The 24,844-nt window shown below is 72.9% G+C and carries 20 protein-coding genes; 12 read left to right on the forward strand and 8 right to left on the reverse strand.

Annotated features, from left to right (window positions below; all coding sequences use genetic code 11):
- Positions 1-173: 173 nt before the first annotated feature.
- A complete protein-coding gene (locus WMF28_RS05325; RefSeq protein ID WP_437600972.1) occupies positions 174-494 on the reverse strand; it encodes a hypothetical protein in 321 nt (106 codons plus the stop codon).
- A gap of 475 nt (positions 495-969) precedes the next feature.
- Here WMF28_RS05325 and WMF28_RS05330 point away from each other — a divergent pair, with 475 nt between their 5' ends.
- The 6 genes from WMF28_RS05330 (at position 970) to WMF28_RS05355 (ending at position 9,076) form a co-directional block, all read left to right on the forward strand.
- The gene (locus WMF28_RS05330; RefSeq protein WP_437600974.1) at positions 970-3,243 is read left to right on the forward strand and encodes a heparinase II/III domain-containing protein; all 2,274 of its coding nucleotides are present in this window, start codon (positions 970-972) and stop codon (positions 3,241-3,243) included.
- A 7-nt stretch (positions 3,244-3,250) separates the two neighbouring features.
- Positions 3,251-4,444: a glycoside hydrolase family 88 protein gene (locus tag WMF28_RS05335; RefSeq protein WP_437600975.1), complete on the forward strand. Its 1,194-nt coding sequence runs from the start codon at positions 3,251-3,253 to the stop codon at positions 4,442-4,444.
- A gap of 249 nt (positions 4,445-4,693) precedes the next feature.
- Positions 4,694-5,488, forward strand: coding sequence for an ABC transporter ATP-binding protein (locus tag WMF28_RS05340; RefSeq protein WP_437600977.1), 795 nt, complete (start codon positions 4,694-4,696; stop codon positions 5,486-5,488).
- Positions 5,485-6,609: an efflux RND transporter periplasmic adaptor subunit gene (locus tag WMF28_RS05345; RefSeq protein WP_437600979.1), complete on the forward strand. Its 1,125-nt coding sequence runs from the start codon at positions 5,485-5,487 to the stop codon at positions 6,607-6,609. The genes WMF28_RS05340 and WMF28_RS05345 overlap by 4 nt, the downstream gene beginning before the upstream one ends.
- Complete coding sequence (locus WMF28_RS05350; protein ID WP_437600980.1) at positions 6,606-7,832, forward strand: ABC transporter permease; 1,227 nt, start codon at positions 6,606-6,608, stop codon at positions 7,830-7,832. Before WMF28_RS05345 ends, WMF28_RS05350 begins: the two co-directional genes overlap by 4 nt.
- Positions 7,829-9,076, forward strand: a complete 1,248-nt coding sequence (locus WMF28_RS05355) for an ABC transporter permease (protein ID WP_437600981.1) — start codon at positions 7,829-7,831, stop codon at positions 9,074-9,076. The genes WMF28_RS05350 and WMF28_RS05355 overlap by 4 nt, the downstream gene beginning before the upstream one ends.
- Before the next feature lie 46 nt (positions 9,077-9,122).
- On the opposite strand, the gene WMF28_RS05360 is transcribed toward WMF28_RS05355, so the two are convergent.
- Positions 9,123-10,409 (reverse strand): MFS transporter, encoded by a 1,287-nt coding sequence (locus tag WMF28_RS05360; protein ID WP_437600982.1) that lies wholly within the window; start codon positions 10,407-10,409, stop codon positions 9,123-9,125.
- A 297-nt stretch (positions 10,410-10,706) separates the two neighbouring features.
- Positions 10,707-11,177 carry an N-acetyltransferase family protein gene (locus WMF28_RS05365; protein WP_437600983.1) on the reverse strand — a complete coding sequence of 157 codons (471 nt, stop codon included), beginning with the start codon at positions 11,175-11,177 and terminating at the stop codon, positions 10,707-10,709.
- Positions 11,178-11,337: 160 nt separating this feature from the next.
- Here WMF28_RS05365 and WMF28_RS05370 point away from each other — a divergent pair, with 160 nt between their 5' ends.
- Both WMF28_RS05370 and WMF28_RS05375 read left to right on the forward strand, forming a co-directional pair.
- On the forward strand, positions 11,338-12,021 hold the full coding sequence (locus tag WMF28_RS05370; RefSeq protein ID WP_437600984.1) for a YqiA/YcfP family alpha/beta fold hydrolase: 684 nt from the start codon (positions 11,338-11,340) through the stop codon (positions 12,019-12,021).
- A gap of 213 nt (positions 12,022-12,234) precedes the next feature.
- Complete coding sequence (locus WMF28_RS05375) at positions 12,235-13,020, forward strand: alpha/beta fold hydrolase (protein WP_437600985.1); 786 nt, start codon at positions 12,235-12,237, stop codon at positions 13,018-13,020.
- Between the two features lie 48 nt (positions 13,021-13,068).
- On the opposite strand, the gene WMF28_RS05380 is transcribed toward WMF28_RS05375, so the two are convergent.
- Positions 13,069-13,359 carry a hypothetical protein gene (locus WMF28_RS05380; RefSeq protein WP_437600986.1) on the reverse strand — a complete coding sequence of 97 codons (291 nt, stop codon included), beginning with the start codon at positions 13,357-13,359 and terminating at the stop codon, positions 13,069-13,071.
- Between the two features lie 156 nt (positions 13,360-13,515).
- Between WMF28_RS05380 and WMF28_RS05385 the strand changes: the two genes are divergently transcribed.
- Entirely contained in the window at positions 13,516-14,763 is a 1,248-nt protein-coding gene (locus WMF28_RS05385; protein ID WP_437600987.1) for a hypothetical protein, read from the forward strand.
- Between the two features lie 13 nt (positions 14,764-14,776).
- On the opposite strand, the gene WMF28_RS05390 is transcribed toward WMF28_RS05385, so the two are convergent.
- The 3 genes from WMF28_RS05390 to WMF28_RS05400 form a co-directional block, all read right to left on the reverse strand.
- Complete coding sequence (locus WMF28_RS05390) at positions 14,777-15,682, reverse strand: hypothetical protein (protein ID WP_437600988.1); 906 nt, start codon at positions 15,680-15,682, stop codon at positions 14,777-14,779.
- A gap of 2 nt (positions 15,683-15,684) precedes the next feature.
- Positions 15,685-16,878, reverse strand: coding sequence for a vWA domain-containing protein (locus WMF28_RS05395; RefSeq protein WP_437600990.1), 1,194 nt, complete (start codon positions 16,876-16,878; stop codon positions 15,685-15,687).
- Between the two features lie 395 nt (positions 16,879-17,273).
- Positions 17,274-17,900: a hypothetical protein gene (locus tag WMF28_RS05400; protein WP_437600991.1), complete on the reverse strand. Its 627-nt coding sequence runs from the start codon at positions 17,898-17,900 to the stop codon at positions 17,274-17,276.
- A gap of 133 nt (positions 17,901-18,033) precedes the next feature.
- Here WMF28_RS05400 and WMF28_RS05405 point away from each other — a divergent pair, with 133 nt between their 5' ends.
- Genes WMF28_RS05405 through WMF28_RS05415 form a run of 3 tightly spaced genes read left to right on the forward strand, consistent with a single transcriptional unit; the run spans position 18,034 to position 22,380 of the window.
- Positions 18,034-19,479 (forward strand): serine/threonine-protein kinase, encoded by a 1,446-nt coding sequence (locus WMF28_RS05405; protein ID WP_437600992.1) that lies wholly within the window; start codon positions 18,034-18,036, stop codon positions 19,477-19,479.
- Positions 19,480-19,531: 52 nt separating this feature from the next.
- Positions 19,532-20,521 carry a PEGA domain-containing protein gene (locus WMF28_RS05410; RefSeq protein ID WP_437600993.1) on the forward strand — a complete coding sequence of 330 codons (990 nt, stop codon included), beginning with the start codon at positions 19,532-19,534 and terminating at the stop codon, positions 20,519-20,521.
- A complete protein-coding gene (locus WMF28_RS05415; protein WP_437600994.1) occupies positions 20,518-22,380 on the forward strand; it encodes a hypothetical protein in 1,863 nt (620 codons plus the stop codon). Before WMF28_RS05410 ends, WMF28_RS05415 begins: the two co-directional genes overlap by 4 nt.
- Here the strand turns inward: WMF28_RS05415 and WMF28_RS05420 are convergent.
- A complete protein-coding gene (locus tag WMF28_RS05420) occupies positions 22,310-24,769 on the reverse strand; it encodes a kelch repeat-containing protein (RefSeq protein WP_437600995.1) in 2,460 nt (819 codons plus the stop codon). The two genes, WMF28_RS05415 and WMF28_RS05420, sit on opposite strands and share 71 nt — an antisense overlap.
- Positions 24,770-24,844: the final 75 nt, after the last annotated feature.

A 24,844-nucleotide genomic window follows, 5' to 3' on the forward strand; every position in this document is an offset into this window, starting at 1 on the left:
TGGCGTCCGCCCCCCACGCGCGAGCCGCGCCCGTCGCGCTGCGACATGAGGATCATGCGCTCTCAGGGCTCCCCCTCACGCTTTGGACACAAAGCAAGGCGCCAAGCACACCAGAGCAAGACCGTGCTCCCCTGGCGTTCTTGGCGCCTTGTCGATTCGACCCGCGGATCGCGTCAGGCGCTGCCGCGCGCTCCTCCCTGGCCCGCGCGCGCGCCGCCGCTCAGCCGCTGCCCGAGGAGCTGCTTCGCGCGCTCCGCGAGCCGCAGGTGCTCCTGCCGCACCTCGCTGATGAACGAGGCGAGCTCCTGATCTCCCTGCTTCTGCGCGTCCTGAACGTACTCTGAACAGGTCTCCGCGCCCTGGAGAGCATGGTAGAGCACGCTGACCAGGTTGTAGTCCTTGTCAGGGACAACACTGCTCTCGCTGCGGCCTTCCTGTAGCCCGGAGCCCTGCTGTCCCTGCGCGCCCATCCTCTGCTTCTGCTCGTTCGCCATTCCAAACCTCCTCGATTTTTCTCAGCGCGGCCGGGGCAATGCAAGCGGGAGGCCGCCCAGCGGAGAGCCCGCGACGACGAGGACTCCTCGCTGCCGGCGCGGTCGCTCCGCTCCGCGCGTCGCGTCCTGCCGCAGCAGGCGGACGCTCGCGCAAGATTGCACCACCTGAGCGCGTCGCGCCCCTCACGTCCAGGAGCCTGCGGGCGCGCTCGACGCCGCCCGCGCCGACGCGCCGCGACGGGCTCTGCTCAGCTCGCTCGACGCGCGCCTCGAGGTCATCCGGTGAGGGTCGCGTCTGCCCAGATGGCAACGGAGGCTGATCGGATTACATCGGATTCCGTCATGACGGGTGATGTGGTGATCGGCCCCACGCCCGCGAGATGTCGAGCCGATCCAGGCCGGCGCGAGCTGATACGCTGCTGCAGCTCGCGCACGAGCGCCTTCCTGTCCTGTCCAGCCCTCGCCCGATCCTGCCATGCAATCACGGTCCCACGGCGTGTCTCTGTCCATCCGAACCCTCTGTCGTACGCGCGCGGCGCGCGCGGCCCTCGCGACGCTCGCGCTCGCGCTCGCCGCGTGCGGCACCGACGTCCCCGCGCCGAGCCAGCCGCGGGACACCGGCGTCCATCCGCGGCTCCTCGCGCGGCCCGAGCACCGCGACCTGCTGCGCTCGCGCGTCGATCGCGAGCCCTACGCCTCGATCCTCGCCACCCTGAAGCGCCGCGCCGAGCGGCCGTACACGGAGGACCCGGACCCGGAGTCCTGGGACCCCAGGACGAACGGCGACAACGCCTCGACGGCGCAGGCGAACGCCCTCCTCGCCTGGGTCTTCGAGGACCAGGCGGCGGCCGGGAAGGCGCGCGAGTTCCTGCGCCGGCTCGAGCCCGATTGGGACACGAACTCGGTCCTCGATATCAACATCCGGATGGCGAAGACCCTGATGGGGTACACGAACGCGTGGGACCTCCTGAGCGCCACACCGTGGCTCCCAGACGAAGAGTCCGCCGAGGCAGAGCGCAAGATCACCGAGATCACCGGCCAGCTCTTCGCCAAGTACGTCGAGCACGATTTCTATCGGAATCTCCTGCTGCTCCCCGCGCAGAACAACCACCCGATCCGGACCGCCGACGCGATCGGCTACGTGGCGCTCGCGTTCCCCGGGCACCCGTCGGCCGCGACCTGGTGGAACTGGTCGATCTCGGAGCTCGCCTACCTCTGGGGCCCGGACGGCCAGTACGTACAGCCCGACGGCGGCGCCTCCGAAGGCCCGTACTATGCCAGCTTCGCCTGGGGACCCACCGCGGCGTTCTTCATCGCCCTCGACAACGCCCTCGAGGGGCCCGTGGCCTTCGCGCGCGACTGCCGCACCCGCTCCGACGAGGACCCGTGGGCCGGACACGGCTGCGTCGACGGCGAGCAAGCCACGCTCGAGCTCCCGTTGCGCGGCGGGCTCTTCACGAAGTCCGTCGACTGGTCGCTCTCGCTGCGCCTGCCCTGGGGCAGCCGCCCCCCGGCCGACGACGGCGTCTTCACCCCGTTCAACGGGAGCCCGCTGCTCACCTCCTTCGGAGGCAGCGGGGTGTATCGCTGGGACTGGGAGCAGAACCGCGACAGCCCCCAGGATATGGAGTTTGGCAGCGACCTCATCGCCCATCACCTGGTTTACCTCGACGACGCGGCGGCCGCCGAGGAGCCGCCCTTCCTGACGCGCTTCATGCCCGACGCGGGCAATGCGGTGTTCCGCTCGGACTGGGGCGAGGAGGCGCGCTGGCTCCTGCTCCTCGCGGAGCACGGCTCGGCGCGCAAGGCGATCCACGACCACGTGGACGGCACGTCCTTCTCGCTCGCCGCCTACGGAGAGTACCTGTTGATCGACCCCGGCTACTACAAGCCCGATTCGCTCGACAACGCGAAGACAAGCCAGTCGCCGTCGCACAACGTCATCCTCATCGAGGGCCGATCCGCGCCCGACAAGGGGGTCTTCAACAACTTCGGCGACGCGGACGCCTGGATCCGGAACACCCACGACGGCGCCGCCGTCGAGTACGCGGAGGCGCACCAGGACTACCAGGACACGCACGTCGAGCGGTCCGTGGCCTTCATCGACGGCCGCTACTTCGTGGTGGGCGACCGCCTGGCGACGTCGCACCCGGCGGCGCGCGCGCACGCGTGGCGGCTGCACGGCTACGCGGGGCTCACCTCCGGGGGCAGCTTCGAGCGCCTCCCCGACGGCGCGCGCTGGGAGCGGGCGCGGGCGGGCGTCGAGGTGCGCGTGCGGTCGACCGCGCCGGGGCTGGCCGTCGTGGAGCCGCCGTACACGCCGCTCACCGTGCCCCACGTCCACGAGTTCGAGAAGGACCGCAAGGCCGCCGACCACGCCGTCATCGACGCCACGGTCGAGGCCGAGGCGCCGGGGTTCCTGGCGGTGCTCCTGCCCTACAAGGTCGGCGCGGACAGCGGCCCCGACGCGCCCCTCCGGGCGGCGCCGATCGCGCCGGGGCCCGGCATCGTCGCCTGGCAGATCGAGAGCGACGGCGGGACCGACGTCGCGATCCTCCGGGGCGCGGGGGCCCCGGAGGAGCTCACGCTCCCCGGCGGGCAGGTCCTCGAGACCGACGCGGAGCTCGTGGTGCTGCGGATCCAGGGCGAGCGGCCGTTCGCGCTGATGGCCCGGGGCACGCGGGTGCTCCTCGACGGAGCCCCGCGTGTGACCGCGCCCGACGCGACCGGCGTCGCCGTGGAGGAGTGAGGTGCCGATGGCCGCCCTGTCGCGCACGCCCCGCACGCTGCCGCGCCTCCGCGCGCTGCTCGTCGCCGCCGCCGCGAGCGCCGCCGCGGCTGCCGGCTGCTCGAGCGACCCGGGCGATCCGGGCGCGGCGTGCACGCCGACCTCGCCGTCGGCAGAGGACGCGTTCGCGCGCGAGCGCGCCCCCGGCTCCGAGAGCATCGCGCTGGCGCGCGCCGTCGCCGACCGCTGGATCGCCGAGCACCCGGCGGAGTCGCTCCTGTGGGACTGGGGCGAGGGCACCGTCATGCTCTCGCTTGTCGAGCTCTACCGCGTCACGCAGCACGCCCCGTACCGGGACTACTACCGGCGCTACATCGACCGGCACATCGAGTACGGCTACGAGATCACGACCAGCGACCGCTGCCCGCCGGCCACCGCCGCGCTCGCGCTCCACGCGGAGTCGTGCGCTGCGTCCTACGAGAAGATCGTCACCGACGTGCTCCGCTACCTCTACGAGGAAGCGCGCCGGACGGAGCAGGGCGGCATCAGCCACCTCGGCGTGTCGCCGCTGTTCGAGCCCACGCTCTGGGTCGACTCGCTGTTCATGTTCGGCAACGTGCTCATCCGCGCCGGCGACGCGCGGGCGCTCGACGAATTCTCGAATCAATTCGATATTTTCGCATCGCTCCTCCAGGACGGGCCGGGGCTCTTCAGGCACGCGTACAACTGGGCGACGCCGCAGGACCCGGACGTGTACTGGGCGCGCGGCAACGCCTGGGTCACGGCGGCCGGCTACGAGTACCTCCGCGTGCGCGCGGCGCGGGGCGAGCGCGACGAGTCCGTGGCCGCGTCGCTCGATCGGCAGGTCGCGGCGGTCCTCGCCGCGCAGGACCCGGGGACCGGCCTGTGGTGGACGATCCTGGACCGCCCCGGCGAGATCTACCTGGAGACGAGCGCGACGGCCCTCTTCGCCGCCGGGCTCGCCCGCGGGCTCCGCCACGGCTTCCTCGACGACGCGGTGCGCCCCGCGATCGACAGCGCCATGGCGGGCGTGCGCTCGCGCATCCAGGAGGACGCGTCAGGGCGCCCGGTCGTCACCGGGATCTCCGGCCCCACGACGGTCGGCAGGCTCGACGACTACGCGGAGGTCGAGCTCGGCGACGACATCTCGTACGGCGTCGGGGCCGTCGTGCTCGCGCTGGTCGAGACGTCGGGGCTGTAACGCCGCGTTCTGCCGGTCTTCCGGCCACGTCGCTCCCCCGCTGCGTCCGTGCGCTCCGGTTGCTTCGCTGCCGCTCGTCGCCTACGCCTCACCGCACCGACTGGCCTTCACGGCACGATGGTGGGAGCAACAAGCGCGGCGCGCCCTGGGACCTCAGGCCCGCGCCGGGCGAACCCAGGGCGAACCCAGAGATCGCGCGCGCCGCGGCCACCGCCGAGGACGGCGCGCCGATCGCGGCCGAGAACCCTCATGTCTCCACTCGTGAAGCTCGAGGCGATCACCAAGATCTACTGGATGGGCGAGGTGGAGGTGCAAGCGCTCCGCGGCGTCTCCCTGGAGCTCTCCCGGGGCGAGATGATCGCGATCATGGGCGCCTCGGGGTCGGGCAAATCGACGGCCCTGAACGTCATCGGCACGCTCGACCGCCCCACCGCCGGCCGGTACCTCCTCGACGACGAGCCCGTCGGGGAGCTCGACGAGGTCGAGCTCGCGCGGCTCCGCAACCGCAATATCGGGTTCGTCTTCCAGTCGTTCAACCTCCTGCCGCGCGACAGCGCCCTCGCGAACGTCGAGCTGCCCATGGTCTACGCCGGCGTCCGTCCGGCCGAGCGCCGGGCGCGGGCCGAGCGCGCCCTCGCGCGCGTCGCGCTCGAGGATCGGGCGCGCCACCTGCCGAACCAGCTGTCCGGCGGCCAGCAGCAGCGCGTCGCCATCGCCCGCGCCATCGTCAACGAGCCGCCGCTGCTCCTCGCGGACGAACCGACGGGCGCGCTCGACTCCGCCACGAGCCGGCAGGTCATGGAGCTCTTCTGCGCCCTGCACGCCCAGGGCATGACCGTCATCGTCGTCACCCACGACCCCTCGATCGCCGACTACGCCACCCGCGTCGTCACCTTCCGGGACGGCGCCATCGTCGAGGACACCGGCCCGCGCGGCCGGCGCGCGGACGTCCCAGCGCCGCCTCCTGGACGAGCGTCGTCGGTTCCTGGACCAGGGTCGTCGGTTCCTGGACCGTCGTCGCCGCCTCCTGGAGGCGCCTCGTGAGCGCCCGGCGGCGGCGGTGGCGCCTCTGGCCGTGGCTCGCCGGCGCCCTGGCGCTCGCCGGAACGGGCGCCGCCGTCGTCGCGATGACCCGCGGCGGCCCCCCGCACATCGACCCCGCGCTCGTCGTGACCGCCAGGCGCGGCGACCTCGCCGTCGAGATCCTCGAGACAGGGCGCATCGAGGCCCGCGAGAAGGTCGAGGTCAAATCCAAGGTCGCGGGCCAGGTCGCCGAGGTGCTCGCCGACGAGGGCGCCCGGGTCGCCAAGGACCAGCTCCTGCTCGTGCTCGACCCGATCGACAGCGAGCGCGAGGTCGCCCGCGCCGAGGCCGAGCTCGCCCAGGCCCGGGCCGCCGCGGGCTACGCGAAGCGCGTCGTCGCGCGGCGGACCGCCGGCGTCGAGGGCAGCGTCATCGCCTCGGAGGAGCTCGACACGGCCAGGCACGAGCTCGCCGAGAAGACCATCGCCGTCCGGCTCGCCGAGGTCGCGCTGAGCGCCGCGAAGGACCGGCTCCGGTACACGAAGATCTACTCGCCCCTCGACGGCACGGTGATCCAGCGCAACATCGAGCCCGGCGAGGTCGTCACGCCGGGGGTGGAGTCGACCTTCAACGGCAAGGCGCTGCTCACCGTGGCCGACCTCTCGACGCTCGTGGTCAAGGTGGACCTCAACCAGATCGACGTGGCCAAGGTCGCGCTCGGCCAGCCCGCGACCCTGACGCTCGACGCCCTGCCCGGCAAGACGTACGCGGCCAGGGTCACAAAGATCGCGCCCGCCTCGGTGAAGCTCGAGGGGCGCGAGGTCGACGTCTTCCCTGTCGAGGCCGAGCTCTCCCACGTCGACGGCCTCATCAGGCCCGGCATGACCGCCGACGTGCGCATCCGGCTCGACAGCAGGCCGGGCGTGGTCTCCCTGCCGATCGAGGCCGTCTCCGACGAGGGCGGCAAGCAGCTCGTGACGCGCGTCGTCGACGGGCCCGACGGCGAGCAGACCACCGAGCAGGTCGAGGTCGCGCTCGGCGCGCGAAACGACCGCGAGGTCGAGATCGTGAACGGCGTCCCGGAGGGGGCCCGCGTGCTCATCAACCCGCCCTCGGCGGCCGAGAACGAGACAAAGATGTGAGGTGGGCCGTCTACCTCGCGATCGCCGCGAAGGCGCTCTCGGCGCACAAGCTGCGGTCGCTCCTTACCGTTCTCAGCATCACCCTTGGCGCCTTCGCCATCGTCCTCATGACCTCGCTCGCCGAGGGCGGCCTGCTCACGCTGAGCCGCGGCATCGAGCAGCTCGGCGGGGCACGGCTCCTCCTCGTCGCCCCGAAGGAGCCGGCGCGCGCCGAGCGGAAGAAGACGATGTACGTCACCGGCTTCACCCGCAAGGACCGCGACCGGCTCGCGCGCGGCGTCCCCCACGTCGCCGAGCACGCCATGTACGCCATGCTCGGCTCGCGCGACGTGACCTCCGACGAGGGCATCGAGGACCGCACCGATCTCGTCGCGGCCGACAGCGGCTTCCTCGACGCCTTCCGGATGCCGGTCGCCCGCGGCCGCGCGTTCTCCGACGAGGAGGACCGCCGCCGCGCCCCGGTCTGCGTCGCCGGCTCGAAGCTCGCCGCGCGGCTCTGGCGGGGCGACCCGATCGGCCGGTGGGTCACGGTCGGGTCCCTGCGCTGCCGCATCATCGGCGTGCTGGCCGCGAGCGAGCGGGTGGGCGTCAGCTTCGGCTTCAGCTGGGACGACCTGCTCGTCGCGCCGATCGACACCGCGGCGGACGTCGAGAAGGACGTGAGCACCTCGGCGCTCCTCGTCATCAAGACCGATGATGTCCGCAACAACGACCCGGTGAAGCGCATCGTCAACGCGCTCCTCATCGACCGCCACCACGGGGTCGACGACTTCACCCTCCTCGATTTCAGCACCATCATGGAGAAATTCGAGGCGATGTTCGCCACGATGAAGGCGATCGTCGGCCTCATCGCGGGCGTCGCGCTGCTCATCGGCGGCGTGGGCGTGATGAACATGATGCTCGTCAGCGTCTCCGAGCGCGTCCGCGAGATCGGCATCCGCAAGGCGCTCGGGGCGGCGCCGCGCGACATCAGCGCGCAGTTCCTGTGCGAGGCGGCGCTGCTCTCCGGCTGCGGCGGCCTGCTCGGGGTCGCCGGCGGCGCGCTCGCGGCCGAGCTCGCCTCGTCGGTCATCCGCCGCTTCACGCCGGGCTGGGTCGGCGCGGTCTCGACGTCGGCGGTGATCGCGGCGCTGCTCGTCTCCTCCGGGGTGGGCGTGGTCTTCGGGTGGTTGCCGGCGCGGCGCGCGGGCCGGCTCGACCCGGTGGCGGCGATGCGGCGATGAGGCTCGGCGACCTCCTCCACTCGACGCGCGCCGTCGTGGCCGACCGCACCCGCGCCGCGCTCACGCTGCTCGGCATCATCATCGGCACCGGCTCGATCGTGCTGCTCGCCTCGCTCCTCGCGGGCGGCGAGGAGGCGCTCCTCCGGGCGAGCCAGCAGGCCGTGGAGGCCGACCTCATCCAGGTCCACGCCGCCGAGGTGAGCGTCAAGGATCGGCGGCGCACCCGGCGCGATCTCTCGCGGGACGACGCCCGCGCGCTCGCCGCGTCGCGCGCCCTCGGCGGCGCCTCTGCCCTGAGCGAGTCGGTGCGCGCGACCGAGGCCCGCGTCGGCCCCAAGAAGAAGCGCGTCACCCTCGTCAGCGCGGCGCCGGCGGCGCCCGCGCTCTACGACCTCGACCTCGCGGCGGGCCGGTTCCTCGTCGAGGCGGATCTCGCGGCGCGGCGGCGCGTGTGCGTCGTCGGCCACGAGGTCTGGGCCGAGCTCTTCGGCGGCCCTCCCGCGCGGGCGGCGCAGGCGGAGCCGCTCCACATGGCGGCCGACGGCCACCTGTGGACGGTCGTCGGCGTGCTCAAGGACCGGCCGATCCTCGGCTCCACGGACGACACGAACATCTGGAACCGCAAGGTCCTCGTCCCGGAGACGACCTTCGACGCGCTGTACTCGCCGGCGCACCACACAGATCGCATCTACGTGCGGCAAGATCCGCTCGCGGCCGTCCAGTTGCCGCTCGCCGCGCTCCGCGGCGTCATCGACGCGACGCTCCTGCGCCGCCATCACGGGGTCAAGAACTTCAGGATCGAGGACAAGGGCAGCCACGCTCAGGAGCTGCTCGTCCTCGACATCATCAAGATGCTGCTGCTCAGCACCGGCGTCGTCGCCCTGGTGGTCGGGGGCATCAACATCATGAACATCATGCTCGTGACCGTGACCGAGCGGACGCGGGAGATCGGCGTTCGCCGCGCGGTCGGCGCCTCGCCCCGCGCGATCCTGCTGCAGTTCCTGTGCGAGGCGGCGGCCGTCTCGCTGCTCGGGGGCGTGCTCGGCGTGCTCTCGGGCGTGGCGCTGTCGTGGCTCGCCGGCGCGGTGCTCGCGCAGATGGTCGGCCGCTGGGCCTTCCATGTGGAGGTCTGGTCGATCGTCCTCGGCCTCGGCCTCTCGGTCACGATCGGCGTGGTGTTCGGCTTCTACCCGGCCTGGCGCGCCGCGCGGCTCGATCCGATCGAGGCGCTCCGCGCCGAGTAGCGCCCGCTTTCGGCGCCGCCCGCGACGGCGCGCCGCGGGCGGCCCCTTACGTCGCGGCGGCGGTCTCCGGCGTCTCGGTCTTGGCGGGGCTCTCCTCGTGATCTCGCCTCGCGTGCGGGAAGCGGTCCATGCGGCTCAGCACGGGGAAGCCGAGCGCCCACAGCGCCGCGACCACGAGGGTGGCGCTGCCGCCGAGGAGGATGGCGGGGAGCAGGCCGAGCCAGCCGGCGGTGAGGCCGGACTCGAACTCTCCGAGCTCGTTGGAGGCGCCGATGAACACCGCGTTGACCGCGCTCACCCGCCCGCGGATCGCGTCCGGCGTCTCGAACTGCACGAGGATGTGGCGGATATAGACGCTCACCATGTCGCCTGCGCCGACGAGGAACAGGGCGATGAGCGCGACGGTGAGGCTCCGCGTCTGCCCGAGGCCGATCGTGGCGAGCCCGAACACCGCGACGCCGCCGAACATCCAGCGGCCGACGTGTCGCGTGATCGGCCGGAAGGCGAGGACGCCCGCGGTGAGCGCGGCGCCCACGGCCGGCGCCGTGCGGAGCATGCCGAGGCCGGTCGGGCCGGCCTGGAGCACGTCGCGCGCGTACGCTGGCAGGAGCGCGACCGCGCCGCCGAACAGCACCGCGAACAGATCGAGCGATATCGCGCCGAGCACCACCGGCCTCGACCACACGAAGCGCAGCCCCTCCAGCACCGCGCTGAGCGACGCCGGCTCGGACCGCCTGGCCTGCTGGGTCGCCCGCACGAGGCCCATGAGGACGAGAGAGACGAGGAGCAGCGCCGCGACGATCACGTACACGATCGTCGACCCGGCGAGGTAGAGGAGCCCGCCCAGCGTCGGCCCGATGATGACCGCGACGTGGAAGCTCGACGAGCTGAGCGCGACCGCCTTGCTGAAGCTCTCGGCCGGCACCAGGTTCATCAGGATCGCCTGCTGGGCCGGCATCATGAAGGCGCGCGCGCTGCCGAACAGCACGAGCACCGCGAACACGGGCCACACCGCCTTCAGGCCCGACACGGTGAACGCGAGCAGCAGCAGCGAGCAGAGCAGCTCCGCGCCGAGGCCGACCGTGATGATGCGGCGCCGGTCGAACCGGTCCGCCGCCTGCCCGGAGGGGAGGATCAGGGCGAAGAACGGCGCGAACTGGGCGAGGCCGATGAGGCCGAGATCGAAGACGTCGCCGGTCAGCGCGTAGACCTGCCAGCCGATCGCGACGCTCTGCATCTGCACCGCGACCGCGGAGAGCAGCCTCGCCGCGAGGTAGAGCGCGAAGCTCCGGTGGCGCAGCACGCCGAGCCCGGTCATGTGGTTTGAAGACATTCGACGCCGCCGGCGATCCTCGATGGGCAGTGTGGACTCACGCTCACGCTCGATGAGCAACAGCGCATGTCGCGACCGAGCCCGGGAGCCGCGCCACCGACATCAACACGCGCCGCTGAAGCAACGCCCGCGCCACGGGGCCCGTGGAGCTCGCGCGAGCGCGATCAGGCCGCGATCCATGCGAGGACCCGCGGCCGCTGCTGCGTTGGCAGCAGCCGGTGTTGCTCGGCTGCGTCTCCACGAGCAGCACCCCAGGCGAGCGGCGCTCACCCGCGGAGCCGGGCGGGGGCGAGCTCTTCATCCCTGGGCGAGCCGGGCGAGCGCCTCGCCGGTGAGACGGTAGACGGTCCAGTCGTCCATGGGTTTGGCGCCGAGCTTGCGGTAGAAGCCGATGGCGGGCTCGTTCCAGTCGAGCACGGACCACTCGAACCGCCCGCAGCCGCGCTCGACCGCGAGCCTCGCCAGGTGCACGAGGAGGGCCTTGCCGTGGCCTCCTCCGCGGTGCTCGGGGAGCACGAAGAGGTCTTCGAGGTAGATCCCCGGCTTGCCGACGAAGGTGGAGAAGCTCTGGAAGAAGAGGGCGAATCCGACCGCGACCCCCTCCGCCTCGGCCAGGACGACCTCCGCGGCGGGCCTCGGGCCGAAGAGGTGCGCTTCGAGCTCTTTTTCGTCGAAGACGACCTCGTGCGCGAGCCGCTCGACCTCGGCGAGCATCCGGATGAGGCGGGCGATGGTGGGGATATCGGCGGCGGTGGCGGGGCGGATCATGGCGTCTCTTCGGCGCGTCATACCGCATCGACCTGCCGGAGCGGAAGGCGTGCACGCGACCTGCCGCGGATCTGACGCGCCCGCCCGGCGGGGCGAGCGCGAGAGCGGCAGCGCGGCTTGCCGCTCGCCGCGCGCCCGTCCTAGGCTCTCCCGCACCTTGATGACCACGACACCGCCCCCCGCCGCCGGCCCGCGCTGGCTCTACCTGCACGGCTTCGCCTCGGGCCCGGGCTCGACCAAGGGCGTCCGGATCGCCGCGCACTTCGAGCGGCGCGGGGTCGTCGTCGAGCGGCTCGACCTGCGGGTACCGTCGTTCGAGCGCCTGCGCCTCGGCGCGATGATCGACGCCGTGAAGCAGGCGCTCGGCGGAGAGCGCGAGCGGGCCGTGGTGATGGGCTCGAGCCTCGGGGGCCTCACCGCGTGCCGCGTCGCCGAGGAGGACGCGCGGGTGTGCGCGCTTGTGCTGCTCGCGCCGGCGTTCCGGATCATGGAGCGATGGCGGCAGCGGCTCGGCGAGGAGGGCTTTCAGGCGTGGAAGGAGCGGGGGTGGCTCGAGGTCGACGATTACGCCGAGAAGCGGCGAGCCCGGGTGGACTTCGGCTTCGCCCTCGACGCGGCCGAGGTGGATGACCGCTCGGGCGGCTGGCCCGACGTGCGGATACCGACGCTGATCGTCCACGGCCGGAACGACGAGGTGGTGGACATCGAGCTCTCGCGGACCTTCGCGGCAGGGAAGCGGCATGTCCGGCTCATCGAGGTGGACGATGGCCACGAGCTCGTGGCGTCGATTCCGCGCATCATTCGCGAGACCGACGATTTCCTGCGCCACTTTCTCGGCAGCTGACGAGCGCGCCTCGCGCGCTTCGTTCCGGCCGGAGGCTGCCTGGACCGCGTTTCCTGAACACCCGCTCAGTGATGCGCGCCAGCTGGCCGTCCCCTCATCAAGCGAGTCGCATTTTATGCGAGAAGGGCACAGCTATCAAGAGTGAAGCGCTTCGCCTATCGCTCGTGTGCATCCGGCTGTGGATTGGCCGCGGCCGAGCGATCGGAGGAGCGAATGGAGACAGCGCAGGACCTCGGGCGGACCGCGTCCGTCAACGGCATCGACATGTATTACGAGCTTCGCGGCGAGGGGCCGCCGCTCGTGCTGCTTCACGGCTTCACCGGGGCGGGCGGCGACTGGGCGCACGTGTTCGATCTCGTGGAGCTGGGGCGCGATCACCGGGTCATCGTCCCCGACCTGCGGGGGCACGGCCGGTCGACCAACCCGGCTGGAACCATCACCCTTCGCCAGTGTGCCCTCGACGTCTTCGCCCTCCTCGACCACCTGGGGGTGAAGGCGTTCCGGGCCATCGGCCTCAGCTTCGGCGCCAAGTCGCTCCTGCACCTGGCCACGCAGCAGCCGGAGCGCGTCGAGTCGATGGTCCTCGTGTCCGCGACTCCGTACTTCCCCGAGCAGGCCAGGGCGATCATGCGGCAGGTCTCCGACGAGGGCCGATCGGAGGCGGAATGGGAGGAGATGCGGGCCCGCCACAAGCTCGGCGAGGCGCAGATCCGGGCGCTGTGGCGTCAGCCGCGGCGCTTCGCCGACAGCCACGACGACATGAGCTTCACGCCCCCTCACCTGTCGACCATCACCGCGCGGACGATGATCGTGAGCGGCGACCGCGATCCCCTCTATCCGGCCGAGATCGCCCTGGAAATGTACCGCGCCATCCCGCGCTCCTGCCTGTGGCTCGTGCCGAACGGCGGACACGGGCCCATCTTCGGCGAGTGGAAGCAGCCGTTCGCCCGCGCGGCGCTGGCCTTCCTGCGCGGCGAGCAGGCGGCTCTCCACGGCTAGGTGGAGAGGAATTCCTCGCTGCGTTTGCCCGCTTGGCGTGGCCCTGATTCAGCGAAGCGGGTCGGCGAGGCCCACGCCGATGGCGCCGGCGGCCATGCCCAGGCCTGCGCCCGCGGCGATCAGCGCGCCGTCGGGGTGACCCGAGGCCCAGAGGGCGAGGGCGACCAGGCCGGCGAGGGTGCCTCCCAGCGGGAAGTTGGCGCGCCGGTAGCGGGTGGGGCCCAGCGGGGCGTTCCAGAACCGCTTCCGTGGGTTGGCGTGCAGGCCGCGGGTGACGACGACGCCGAGGGCCAGCCCGGCGACCAGCGCGCCCAGCGCGATGAGGTTCGTGATGTCCATGGCCGGCCAGTGTGGCACGGCGAGCTATCGGCGCGGAACGCGCGTCTGCCTCGAGCCTGACGCGCACAGCGCCCTTCACGTGACGCAACGTTCACACTCTGCCCCCAGAGCTGGCTGAGCGGCGAGCGCCGCGCCTGGCGCGGGCTTTGCTGAACCATGGTTTTGATGAACGCGATGAATGATAGATCGGCTGGTGACACGATGGGTCCGCGGTTGCAATGGAGTGCCTCGGTGCTGGGGGCCGCGCTCGGAGCGGCTGCCTTGACGGGCTGCGCGACGTCCGACGAGGACGCGCGGTTGCAAGGGCCGCAGAACGCGCTGGCGGAGCAGAGCTTCGCGAATCTGTGGCTCGTGGATGGTTGTATCGGCGGGGGGAAGGTGAATTTCTGCAGCACGGAGTCGGTAGAGGAGGTGCTGGAGCTGGCGATCGATGAACCGTCGGTGTTGCGCTTTGCAGAGGAAGGAGAAGCGCCGGAGGGCCTGTATTGGGATACGGCGCACCTGGTGGTGCAGGGGTTGGCGGCGGGCACCGCGAACGTGCGCGTGAAGGCCCGCTTCAGCGATGCGGAGCGCGAGACGGAGCTGAAGGTGGAGGTGGTCGCGGTGGATGCGATCGAGGTGCGATCGAGCTGCGCGGAAGCGCAGGCGCCGCTACGGGTGTCGCCGGGCAAGACGCTGAGGTTCGATGCGGTGCCGCAAGGCGGGGGCAAGCCGCTGGATGGTCTGTTGCCGGGCCTGGTGCAGGGCGATGGCGTGACGTGTTCGGTGGGCGGCTCGGGCTCGCGTCTGAATTGCTCGTGGACGGCGCCGCTCGAGGGGGGCGCGGTCGAGCTCGTGTCTGGCGTGCTTCCCGGCTTTCGCGGCCGCATTCAGAGCTACGGCGCGAGCGATGTCACCGCGGTGCACGCGTTCACGCAGCGCATCTGGCCGAGCACGGTGGGCCCTGGCTGGACGGTGCGCCTGCCCACCGCCACGGCCTTGAAGGAGGGGGTGCCCTGTGAGTCGTTGCCGGTGCACGCGGTGACGGCCACGCCTTCCATCTGTACGGGCCCAGAGGGAGAGCTCGCCTGGGACGCGAGCGTCGACCACGAGATCCCGGTCAAGGTTCTCCAGACCGGAACCTGCAAACTGCAGCTCGGCGCGGTCGGCGCCGCGACGCTGCCCAGCACGGCGGAGTTCGCGATGCGCGTCGTGACCCAGGCCACCGTGGACCACCTGGCCCGTCCGGAGACGCCGTGCGCGGTGGAAGGCGCAACCGCATGCAATACCTTCAGCGGTTCCATGCGCTGCGAGGACGGCCGCTGGCATGATCTGACCACGTGCGACCCTGGCGTTTGCGAGTTCGTGCGACAGGGCGAAGCGGGATGCGCGAGCGCGGAAGGCTGCGCGGTTTGTCGGCCGTAGCGACACGAGAACATCAGACCTCCTCGACCATCGTCTTGCTCACCTGCTCGAGCGAATCGCCCATCGCCTCCACCCCGACGAGCGCCGCGTCGTCCAGGCTCGCCTCCGCGGCCTGCGCGGCGCTCACCGCCGTGTAGGCCCGCGTCAGCGCGGCGACGTGATCGGCGATCCGCGCGTCCACCTTGCCGATCACCGCCTCGGCCGGCGTCCCCGCGGCCCCCTCGCCGGCCGGCGGAGGCTCCCCCGGGCTCGCCTCTCGCTCCTTCGCGGCGCGGCCCACCGCGAGCGTGCGCTCGAGCCTCGCCCGCGCCTCGGCGAGGCGCAGCAGCGACGCCCAGGTCGCCCGGGCCTGGCGCGCCGCCCTGCCATCGAGCAGCTCCTCGTCCGCGACCGTCCGGCGGAGCTCCGCGCCCTCGCGGAGCGACGCGCGCGCGGGGCCCGTGATCTCGCCGGCGGCGCCGTCGAGGGCGTGGGCCACCGGGTCGTCGGCGTCGATGAGGAAGGGGAGCGCGACGAGCACCGCGGACACCACGAGCGCGACCCCGCGGAGCGCGAGCGACCCCGCGCCGAAGGCGGCGGTGAGCGAGCCGGCCAGGGCGCCGCCGGAGAGCGCGGTCCCGACGTGCAGCAGGCGGGCGCGCCTGCCCCGCACCCGGACCGAGCGCTCCGCAAAGCAAAGGCCGGCGAGCGCGGCGCCGGCCGCCGCCGGGGACGTCGCGCCGAGGACGCCGAACGCCAGCGCCCCGAGCGCGCCCCCGGCGACGGCGAGCGAGGCGAGCGCCCCGCTCGCCGCGACGGCGAGGAGGACGGCGGCGGCCACGAGCAGCAGCGAGCCCGGGACAGGGCCGAGCCGGAGCGCGAGCGAGGCGAGCCCGAGCGAGAGCGCGGCGGCGGCGACGAAGGCGACCTTGCGGAGCATCGTCAGCGCCTCGACAGGTTGGAGATGTCCTTCTCGACCGCGCGCTTGGCCGCCGCCTTCCCGGCGGTGCTCGCGGGTGGGGCGGAGAGGAACTCCTTCTGCGTTGCCTTGTACTCCATCAGCTGCTTCCGGAGCGGGGCCGCCGCGGCCGCCGGCGCGGCGGCGGCGACGGCGCTGAGCTCGTTCATGCTCTCATCGATGAGGCGCTGGGCCCGCCCGACGTCGCCCTGCTGGTAGGCGTCGGCGGCCTCGAGCTGACGGCGCGAGGCGACGACGCTCATGGCGTCGGCGAGGACCGCGAGGTCCTTGCCCGCCTCGACGGCCTCGGCGGAGGTCGAGCCGGTCAGGGGGAGCCCGGCGATCCGGGCCTGTACGGCGTCGCCGCCGACCCGGCTCCAGCTCACCTGCGCCTCCACGGCCCGGGTCACGTCGCTGTCGAGCGAGGCCGCGAGCTCGAGGATCACGCGACGCTCGTCGCCGGAGAAGAGCGAGCCGAGCGCGAGCTCGACCTCGGCGCCGGAGGCGAGGGGCCTCGCGTCGGCGCCGGAGGCGCGGACGAGGCGGACGCCGGCCGGGAGCTTCACGCGGGCCGACGCGCTCTCGATCGTCGTGGCGGCCGTCTCCTTGAGCTCGCGCTGGAGGAAGGTGGCGAGGGCCGAGGCGTCCTTGACGAAGGCGAAGTTGCCGCGGCCCGCCTGGGCGACCGCGCCCATGTACGCCTCGTCGAAATCGAGGCCGATCCCCATGGACGAGGTGGTGATCCCGCGCCCGGCGCTCTCCCGGGCGACCTGCTCGCTCTGGGCTCGCGTGCCGTCGAGGCCATCGCTCGCCAGGATCACGCGGCGCACGCGGCCCTTGCCGGCGTCGGCGAGGGCGAGCACGCCCTTGGCGAGCGCGGGCGCGATGTTGGTTCCGCCGCTCGACTCGAGCTCCAGGACCCGGGCGATCAGGTCGGCCCGGACGCGGCCGGCGCGGGCGAGCGGCTGGAGGAGCTCGCTGTCGCTCGAGTAGCGGACGAAGGCGATCTCGTCGTCGTCGCGCAGGTCGCGGAGGAGCTGGACGGCCGATCGCTTGGCCTGATCGAGCTTCTCGCCGGCCATGGATCCCGAGGTGTCGAGGACGATCACGATCGAGAGCGGCGCGCGCTCCCTGGCCTGCTCGACGGGGTCGGCCTCGACGATCAGCTCGGCGAACACGCGCTGTTCGCCGCCGCTGAGCACCCTAGTGTGGCTGAGGGCGAAGGTGCCGTGAGCGCCGGGCCCCGAGAAGGAGGCGCTGTTCGATCCGCTCGAGGCGACCGCGGTGAACGCGCTCGAGGGGCCCGGGTCAGAGGCGGCGGATCGGGCGAGGACGAGGCTACCGGCGGCGAGGACGACGGCGCTGGCGGCGAGTCCGTGGCGGACGCGGGCCGTGCGAAACCAGGTGCGAATGGACATGGGCTTTCTCCCGGGGCTCCGGACGGACGAAGTCCACGCGCCCGGGGACGGGTGGGCGCCGCTTCGTCAACGTCGAGTGGACCCGTCGACGTGTCAGGTCGCGGATGGATCTGGAAATGTGACCGAGGTCCTCCGGCGACCTCGCGTCCCGCGCGCTAGCGCGCGGCGCAGCGGGCCGCGACGTGGCGGCCGTTCGGGTCCTGGCCGGGAAACAGGGGGCCCACGTCGGAGAGCTCGAAGGCGACCGACGTCGGCTCGATCGCCGTGATGGTGAGCCTGCCGAAGCCCGCGCCGACGCCCCCGGTGACGCCCCCGGTGCCGCCGCAATGCGCGCTGGATGACGTCTCGAAGATCCTGAAATCGTCGCTCGCCGTATCCACCTCGCCGACGGCGAGCATCGACGCGGGCATGCTGAGCTCCAGAGCCCACCAGTCGCTGCAGGGCGAGAACGCGGGGCGCGCTTCGGGATCGCGGCAGGACAGGGGCAGGCTGGCGATGCGGAAGGTCACGGTCGCGTCGCCATAGACGACCGCGCTCACCTGCGTCGCGGGGCTGCCGGAGGTCGTCGGCGAAGGGGCGGTCGTCGGCGAAGGGGCGGTCGTCGGCGAAGGGGCGGCGGAGGAGGTGGTCGTCGAGCCCGGGCCGCCCGGGCCGCCCGCGCCGCCCGCGCCGCCCGCGCCGCCCCCGCCGCCGTCCATGATCACCGTGCCGCCGCACGCGGCTTGAACGAGCAGGGCGAGCGAGCCCACCGCCCTGGAGATGTGTCGAGGTGAGAGCGTCATCGTCGCATCGTATCGCGCTCCGCCGAGGCTCGTGGACACAGGTCGCTGCGCCACGAGCTCGTGTGCTACCATCGCCCACAGCAGATTCGGGTGGCGGCTGCCCCCGTGCCAGAGCGCGCTGCGCGGAGCTCTCATGAATGCACCCGTCGTCGAAGGAGAGGTGATCGCCGGCAAGTACCGGGTCGATCGCGTCCTGGGCCGCGGCGGCATGGGGATTGTGGTCGCGGCGAGCCACCTGTTCTTGCCGCAGCGGGTCGCGATCAAGCTCCTCCTGAGCGACGAGGACGGGAGCCCGGCGCTCGCGCAGCGGTTTCTCCGCGAGGCGCGCGCGGTGGTTCGCCTCAAGGGCGAGCACGTCGTGCGGGTGCTCGATGTCGGCGAGCTCGACTCGGGTGTCCCGTACATCGTGATGGAGTATCTGGACGGCGAAGATCTCTCCGAGGTGCTCCGCGAGCGCGGGCCGCTCAGCACCCTGGACGCGGCCGACTACGTCCTGCAGGTCTGCGTGGCGATGGCCGAGGCGCACAACGCGGGCATCGTGCACCGCGATCTCAAGCCGGCGAACCTCTTCCTCACGACGACGCCTGGCGGGGCGAAGCTCATCAAGGTGCTCGACTTCGGGATCTCGAAGGAGCTGCCGGGCGGCAGCGAGAGCGGCGGCGCGTCGCTGACGCAGACGCGGGAGATGCTCGGCTCGCCCATCTACATGTCGCCCGAGCAGATGCGCTCGTCGCGCTCGGTCGACGCCCGCTCCGACATCTGGGCGCTCGGCGCGATCCTCTACCGGCTGCTCACGGGGCGGCCGCCGTTCGAGGCCTCGGCGCTCGCCGAGCTCGTCCTGCAGGTCGCGAGCGCGGACCCGGTCCGGCCCACCGAGCTCCGGAGCGACATCCCCCCGGCGCTCGAGGCCGCGATCCTCCGCTGCCTCGAGAAGGATCCCGCGCAGCGGTGGCCCACCGTGGCCGATCTGGCGCACGCGCTCGCTCCCTTCGCGCCCGCGGGCGCGATGGAGCGCGCGGAGTGCGCTGCGCGGATCCTCGGCGCGCCGCCGACGCCTCGGCCCAGCGCGCCCGCGGCGGGCCCCGAGCTGGACACCCTGTCGAGCGCCGAGCCGGGGCCGATGGAGACCTTGCCGCCCACGACGCGGGGGCTCGCGCGGACCTCCGCGATGCCAGCGCGGCGCCGGACCTTGATGGTGGCGCTCGGAGCGGCCGCGATGGCCTCGCTCGCGCTGGCGGCCGCGATCGCGCTGCGCCGCGGAGCGCCGGTGGACGAGGCGCGGCTGTCGAGCGCGGCGATCGCGCAGGACGATGGGGCGCCGCAGCGTGCGCAGCCAGGCGTGGCCGGCGACCCGGCGGGCCCGCTCATCGCGTCGGAGCCGCCGGCGACGGCGCGCGAGCCGGCGCCGGCCGCGCCGCCGCAGCCGTCGGCCGCTCCGGTCGATGCGGAGGAGCGCCCCGCGAAGGCGCCGCCGCGCCGGCGGCCGGCGGCGGTGCCGAGCTCGCCGCCGCCGGCCGCGCCGCCGAGAACGCCGCCGCCCGTCGAGCCCACGAACCCCTTCGCGATTCCTCTCAAATGAGATAGGCATGACCGGTCTTCGACCGGCGGCACCCTCTCCAGACGAGGTATCGATGCGCTTACGCATGCCGGCGATGCGGCCCGCGGCCGCGATCGTCCTCCTGACGCTGACCACGGCCCGCGGAGCGGCAGCGCAGCAGGCCGCGCCCCCTGCTGCGCCCGCCGCGGCGCCGCTCGCCGAGGTGCTGACCGGCGCGGCCAAGGCCGATTACGAGCTGGGGAAGAGCCTCTTCGGCAATGGCGACTTCGCCAACGCGTTCACCAAGTTCGAGCACGCCTACGCGCTCTCGAAGGACGTGCGCCTCCTCTGGAACATGGCCGTCTGCAAGAACAGGATGCACCGGTACAGCCACGTGCTCACGCTCGTCGAGCGGCTGAGGCGGGAGGACCGCGGCGCTTTGACCCCGCAGGACTGGGCGACGATCGACGCCCTCGAGCGGGGCGCCAGAACCCTTGTCGGGCACCTGGACATCGCGGTGAGCGAGGCGGGCGCGGAGGTGACGATCGACGACGCGGCGGCCGGGAAGACGCCGCTCTCGGGCAAGGTGATCGTCGACTCCGGGACACGGCGCATCCGCGTCGACAAGCCGGGCTTCAAGGAGCATGTCCGGGTGGAGCGCGTGGCGCCCGGCGCCGAGGTGGTGGTGCAGATCCAGCTGGAGCCGCGGGTCCACGCCGGCAAGCTCTCCGTGATCGCGCCGCCGGGCGCCCGCATCGCGCTCGACGGCGAGCTCCTGGGGCAGGAGCGGTGGGACGGCACCGTGCCGAGCGGCCGCCATGCGCTGCGGGTCACGGCGCCGGGGATGATACCGTATGAGTCGGAGATCGTGATCCAGGACGACGAGCTGAGCCGGCTCCGCGTCGGCCTGACGCCGGTCGCGAGTGGTCCGCGGACGTGGGTGTGGCTCACGGGCGGCGCCCTCGTCGTCGCGGCGGGCGTCGTCGTCGTCGGCGGCGTCCTCCTGCTCCAGCCCTCGCCGGCCCCGCCGATCGAGGGCACCCTCGGCCCCACGCGCCCCACCGCGTTCGGAGGCCGGTGGTGAGGGCGCCCGGCTGGCCCACGGCGGCCACGGCGGCGCTCGCGGTGACCCAGGCGGCGTGCTCGGCGCCCGTCACGGGGGAGCTCATCGTCGCCATCCAGACCGACATGGCCGTTCCCAAGGACCTCGAACACTTCGAGCTACTGGTCCTGTCCGACGGCAAGCCGGTCCCCCCCCTCTCCAACGCTCGCTTCCTGCTCGGCCCGGAGGGCGTCAGTCTGCCCGCGACACAGGGGCTGACGGTCTCCGAGGATCCCGGCCGGGAGATCAGCATCCGCGTGCGGGCGATCCTGCCCGGTCAGCGCCGCGTGGAGCACGCGGTGATCACGACCGTCCCCGAGCACCGGGTGGCGACGCTCTGGGTGCCGCTCCATTTCCTGTGCAGCGAGGACGAGGCCAGTCCACCCGGCGCTCCGGACAGGTGTCCGGAAGGCCAGACGTGCTTTGCCGGCGAGTGTAGGGACCACCGCGTGAGCTCGGCGCACCTGCCCGACTACGTGGAACAGGATGTCCTGCACCGCGCCTGCTTCGACGCGGCGAGCTGCTTCCGCGACGTGGTCCCGGCCGCGGGCCTCGATCCTGTGGCATGCACCATCGCGGCGAGCGGCGACGTGAACGTCGCGATCGCGACCGAGGGAGACGGCGCCTGCGGCGCTTGGGGGTGCTTCGTGCCGCTCGACGCGGAGAGCGACCTCGGCTGGCGCAGGAGCGGCGATCGGATCGAGCTCCCGAAGGCGCTCTGTTTGCCGGACGAGCCCGGGCGGCTCGCCGGGTTCGGCGTTGTCACGTCTCCCGTCACCGCGGCCTGCCCGCTCAAGCGGATCGGCGACCCGATCTGCAGTGTCGACGAGCGCCGGCCGGTCGTCCTGGCGGCGCGGCAGCGCAGCCCGGGGTCGCTCGCGCTGAGCGACAAGGCCGTGTTCTGGACCGAGCAGGGCTCGCTCGACGGCCCCGCCGACGGCGCCGTGAAGCGGGTCCCGCTCGGGGGCGGCGCGCCGGTGACGCTCGCGCAGCGGCAGGCGGTGCCGCGTCAGGTCGCGCTCGACCCCGCGGGCCGCCGCGTCCTCTGGACGAACCGCGGCGCCGGCGGGGCGATGACGGCGCTGATGGAGCGGAGCCTCGAGGTCGACGACACCGCCCCCCTGCTCGACGCGCAGCGCCTCGAGCCGCTGGGGCCTTCAGGCGCCCTGGAGGGGCTCGCGGCGCGCGGCGCGTACCTGTTCTGGACGCAGCTCCGCGGGGCTGCGGCGCCCGGCCACAAGGCGCTCGGCCGCGTGGGCCGCGCGGCGCTGGATAGGCCGATGGAGGAGATGTGGCACGCCGACGCCGTCTCCGCCTACCACGTCGCGGCGGCGAACAGCGTCGTGTGCTGGACCGACCTCGGTGAGGACGACGGAACGGACGCAAGCGGCTCGGTCTCTTGCCTGAAGACCGGCGCCACGGTGCCCGTGGAGGTGGGCAGCCGGCAGCGGAAGCCCCACAGCATCGCGCTCGACGCCAAGGACCCGACGGAGGTGTTCTGGGTGAGCTTCGGAGGGGAGGTCGTGCGGGGCGCGGTGAATGGCAACAGCCCCGAGGTGATTTTTCAAGACCACGAGAACGAGGGCTTGTACGGCATCGCGCTCGATGAGCGCTGGGTATACTGGACCCACCGGCTCAGGGGCACCGTGAGCCGGCTGCCCCGGGACGCCGCGCCGGTCGGCGCGGGGGGCGGGGAGTCGCCGCTCACGCTCGCCGAGGGGCAGCGCAGCCCGGGGGCGATCGCGGTCGATGCCAGCGCTGTCTACTGGATCAACGAGGGCTCGCCGAAGCAGGCCAACGGCGCCGTCGTGAGGTACGCAAAGCCGCTGCCGCCGCGATGAACAGCGCGGCAGCAGGGCCGCCGCCCGGCGCCGCCGCGCCGGCGGCCGTGCAGCTGCAGCCTCGTTCCTCGTCGGCCACGGGGCCTGAGCCCCCGCTGCCCGCGCTGTCCGTGGGCCCCGCGCCTCCCCCGGACGACGACGACGCCTCCGGCGGGGTGTGGAGGCAGACTCCGGCGAAGCACACGCCATCGCCTTCGCACAGCGCCCCCTTCGCCTTCGCCTCGGGCACGCACGCGCCGGTCGCCTCGTCGCAGACGCCGTCGGTGTGGCACTCGTCCGTGGCCTCGCAGGTGATCGCCTCGACGACGCAGGCTCCCCCCCGGCAGGAGCTGATGGTGCAGAGACCCCGTCCCTCGCAGGCCGCGGTGTCGTCGGGCGTGCTGACGCACTCGCCCCCGCTGCAGGCGTCGCGCGTGCAGTCGTTCCCGTCGTCGCAGGTCGCGGCGTCGTCGGCCTCGCCCGCGCAGGTGCCCGCGTCGCAGGCGTCGTCGCTCGTGCAGTCGTTGCCGTCGTCGCAGGCGCGACCCGTCACGGGCGAGCACGTGCCGTCGGCGCTCGCGCCGGCCGCCTCGGCGCAGGCGTCGCAGGCGCCCTCGCACGCCGTGTCGCAGCAGACACCGTCCACGCAGAACCCGGTCTGGCACTCGCAGCCGGCCCCGCACGCCTCGCCGGCCTGGCCGAGGACGTACCGCTCGGACGTCGCGTGTACCTTCTGTGTATCGCCAGAATCCCGGTATTCCCCGCCCGTGATCAGGACCGAGCCGTCATCGAGGAGCGTCGCCGTGTGGAACGAGCGAGCCGCGATGAGCGGCCGCGCGCCGGTCCATCCCCTCGTGACCGGGTCGTAGAGCCACGTGTCGGCGAAGCTGATCCTGTTCAGCCGCCCGCCTGCGACGAGCACGCAGCCGTTCGGGAGCCGCGTCGCCGAGTGCCGGAATCGCTTGGAGTTCTCGAAGCTCCCGGCCTCGCTGAAGGCCCCCGGGCCCGGCGCTCCCGGCGTGTAGATCTCTGCCCCGGAGGAATGCCCGACCAGGAGGACGTCCCCGTCCTGGAGCAGCGTCGCCGTGTGCTGGTAGCGCTCGCTGCGCATCATCGGCCCCGGTGCCCAGGTGTTGGTCGCCGGATCGTACAGCTCGGTGCTCCGGAGCCCGAGCTGGTTGTTGTGGCCGCCGGTGACAAGGATCTCGCCCGTCGCGAGCCGCGTGGCCGCGTGCATGGTGCGGGCGATCTCGAGGTCAGGACCCCTCGTCATCGTATCGGTGCTCTCGAAGAAGCGGAAGACGTAGGGCAGCGGTGCGTAGTCGTTCAGATTGGACGTGCCCCCGACGATCAGGACATCTCCGGCGGTGATCGCGTGCTCTGCCGGGAGCACGGTCATCGTTTGCTGGTAGAGCGGCGCGAGCACGCCCATGGCGGGCGGGGATTCCGGCCCCCACGTGTTGTCTTCCGGATCGTACAGCTCGTACGTGGAGCCCATGGGACCGCTGTCCCCGCCCACGGCGAGGAGGCGCCCGTCGTGGAGCGCGGCGAGCGCGTGCTCGGCGCGCGGCGTCTTCATCTGGTTGCCCGGCTCCGCGGGGGGCGACCACGTACCGTCGGTCGGATCGTAGATCTCCACCGTGCGGAGCTCGGCGGACTCCTGGTTGAACCCACCCGCCACGAGCAGGCGGGTCCCGAGCTCCGCCATCGCGTGACGGCGGCGGCCGACCCCCATGCTCCCCGCGGGCACCCACACCGGATCGACGAGCACCAGCTCGCCCTCCGCGTCGACGAACAGCTCGATCCGCGCCCCGCGCGCCGCGAGCCGCGCGTCGACCTCGCGCCCGCCGGCCGCGTACGCCGCCGGCGCCGTCACGCGGAGCCGCAGCACCCCCGCCGCGTCGGCGATCTCGATCGCCCCGTCCCGCGCCGCCAGCGCGCCGCCCTCGACCTCCCACGCGGCCACGGGCGCGTCGCGCCGCACCGCCTCCGCGTCGAGCAGCAGCCACTCCTCGACCCCGTCCGGCGTCGCCGTCCAGAACGAGGACCCGCCCGCGCGCCGGTAGACCACCGCGCGCTCCGCGAGCATCGCCTCGCCTCCGGCCCCCACCTCGCGGACCCGGAGCGTCGCGCCCCCCGCGAACTCGAAGACGATCGCCTCGCTCCCTTCACCGGGCAGGCTCACCGCGAGGCCGCCGTGGCGCGCGGCCGCGGCGCGCTCGAGCCCGCCGCCTCTCCGGAGGAACCCCGGACCCACGCTCAGGACGGCCGCGACCTGGTCGGGAAAGGCGCTGCGCAGCACCTCGTCAGGCGGCGGATCGGACGCGGCGCACCCGGCGAGCGTCTGGAGCGCGGCGAAGAGCGCGGAGGCAGCGAGCGGGAAATGTAGGCCAGGGCGAGGGTAGATCATGGCGAATTGGAGGAGAGCGTATGCGAGCGCACTCCCGGCGGCCTAGCTCCTCGTTCGTCGAAGGGCGAATTGGGG

The sequence above is a fragment of the Sorangium sp. So ce590 genome (assembly GCF_051521365.1).
GTDB lineage: Bacteria > Myxococcota_A > Polyangia > Polyangiales > Polyangiaceae > Sorangium.

What these genes read in the sequence shown, in the direction of transcription:
- WMF28_RS05325 (WP_437600972.1), bottom strand. Translation starts at nt 494, where the DNA reads ATGGCGAACGAGCAGAAGCAGAGGATGGGCGCGCAGGGACAGCAGGGC.
- WMF28_RS05330 (WP_437600974.1), top strand. Translation starts at nt 970, where the DNA reads ATGCAATCACGGTCCCACGGCGTGTCTCTGTCCATCCGAACCCTCTGT.
- WMF28_RS05335 (WP_437600975.1), top strand. Translation starts at nt 3,251, where the DNA reads ATGGCCGCCCTGTCGCGCACGCCCCGCACGCTGCCGCGCCTCCGCGCG.
- WMF28_RS05340 (WP_437600977.1), top strand. Translation starts at nt 4,694, where the DNA reads ATGTCTCCACTCGTGAAGCTCGAGGCGATCACCAAGATCTACTGGATG.
- WMF28_RS05355 (WP_437600981.1), top strand. Translation starts at nt 7,829, where the DNA reads ATGAGGCTCGGCGACCTCCTCCACTCGACGCGCGCCGTCGTGGCCGAC.
- WMF28_RS05360 (WP_437600982.1), bottom strand. Translation starts at nt 10,409, where the DNA reads ATGTCTTCAAACCACATGACCGGGCTCGGCGTGCTGCGCCACCGGAGC.
- WMF28_RS05365 (WP_437600983.1), bottom strand. Translation starts at nt 11,177, where the DNA reads ATGATCCGCCCCGCCACCGCCGCCGATATCCCCACCATCGCCCGCCTC.
- WMF28_RS05370 (WP_437600984.1), top strand. Translation starts at nt 11,338, where the DNA reads ATGACCACGACACCGCCCCCCGCCGCCGGCCCGCGCTGGCTCTACCTG.
- WMF28_RS05375 (WP_437600985.1), top strand. Translation starts at nt 12,235, where the DNA reads ATGGAGACAGCGCAGGACCTCGGGCGGACCGCGTCCGTCAACGGCATC.
- WMF28_RS05380 (WP_437600986.1), bottom strand. Translation starts at nt 13,359, where the DNA reads ATGGACATCACGAACCTCATCGCGCTGGGCGCGCTGGTCGCCGGGCTG.
- WMF28_RS05385 (WP_437600987.1), top strand. Translation starts at nt 13,516, where the DNA reads ATGGTTTTGATGAACGCGATGAATGATAGATCGGCTGGTGACACGATG.
- WMF28_RS05390 (WP_437600988.1), bottom strand. Translation starts at nt 15,682, where the DNA reads ATGCTCCGCAAGGTCGCCTTCGTCGCCGCCGCCGCGCTCTCGCTCGGG.
- WMF28_RS05400 (WP_437600991.1), bottom strand. Translation starts at nt 17,900, where the DNA reads ATGACGCTCTCACCTCGACACATCTCCAGGGCGGTGGGCTCGCTCGCC.
- WMF28_RS05405 (WP_437600992.1), top strand. Translation starts at nt 18,034, where the DNA reads ATGAATGCACCCGTCGTCGAAGGAGAGGTGATCGCCGGCAAGTACCGG.
- WMF28_RS05410 (WP_437600993.1), top strand. Translation starts at nt 19,532, where the DNA reads ATGCGCTTACGCATGCCGGCGATGCGGCCCGCGGCCGCGATCGTCCTC.
- WMF28_RS05420 (WP_437600995.1), bottom strand. Translation starts at nt 24,769, where the DNA reads ATGATCTACCCTCGCCCTGGCCTACATTTCCCGCTCGCTGCCTCCGCG.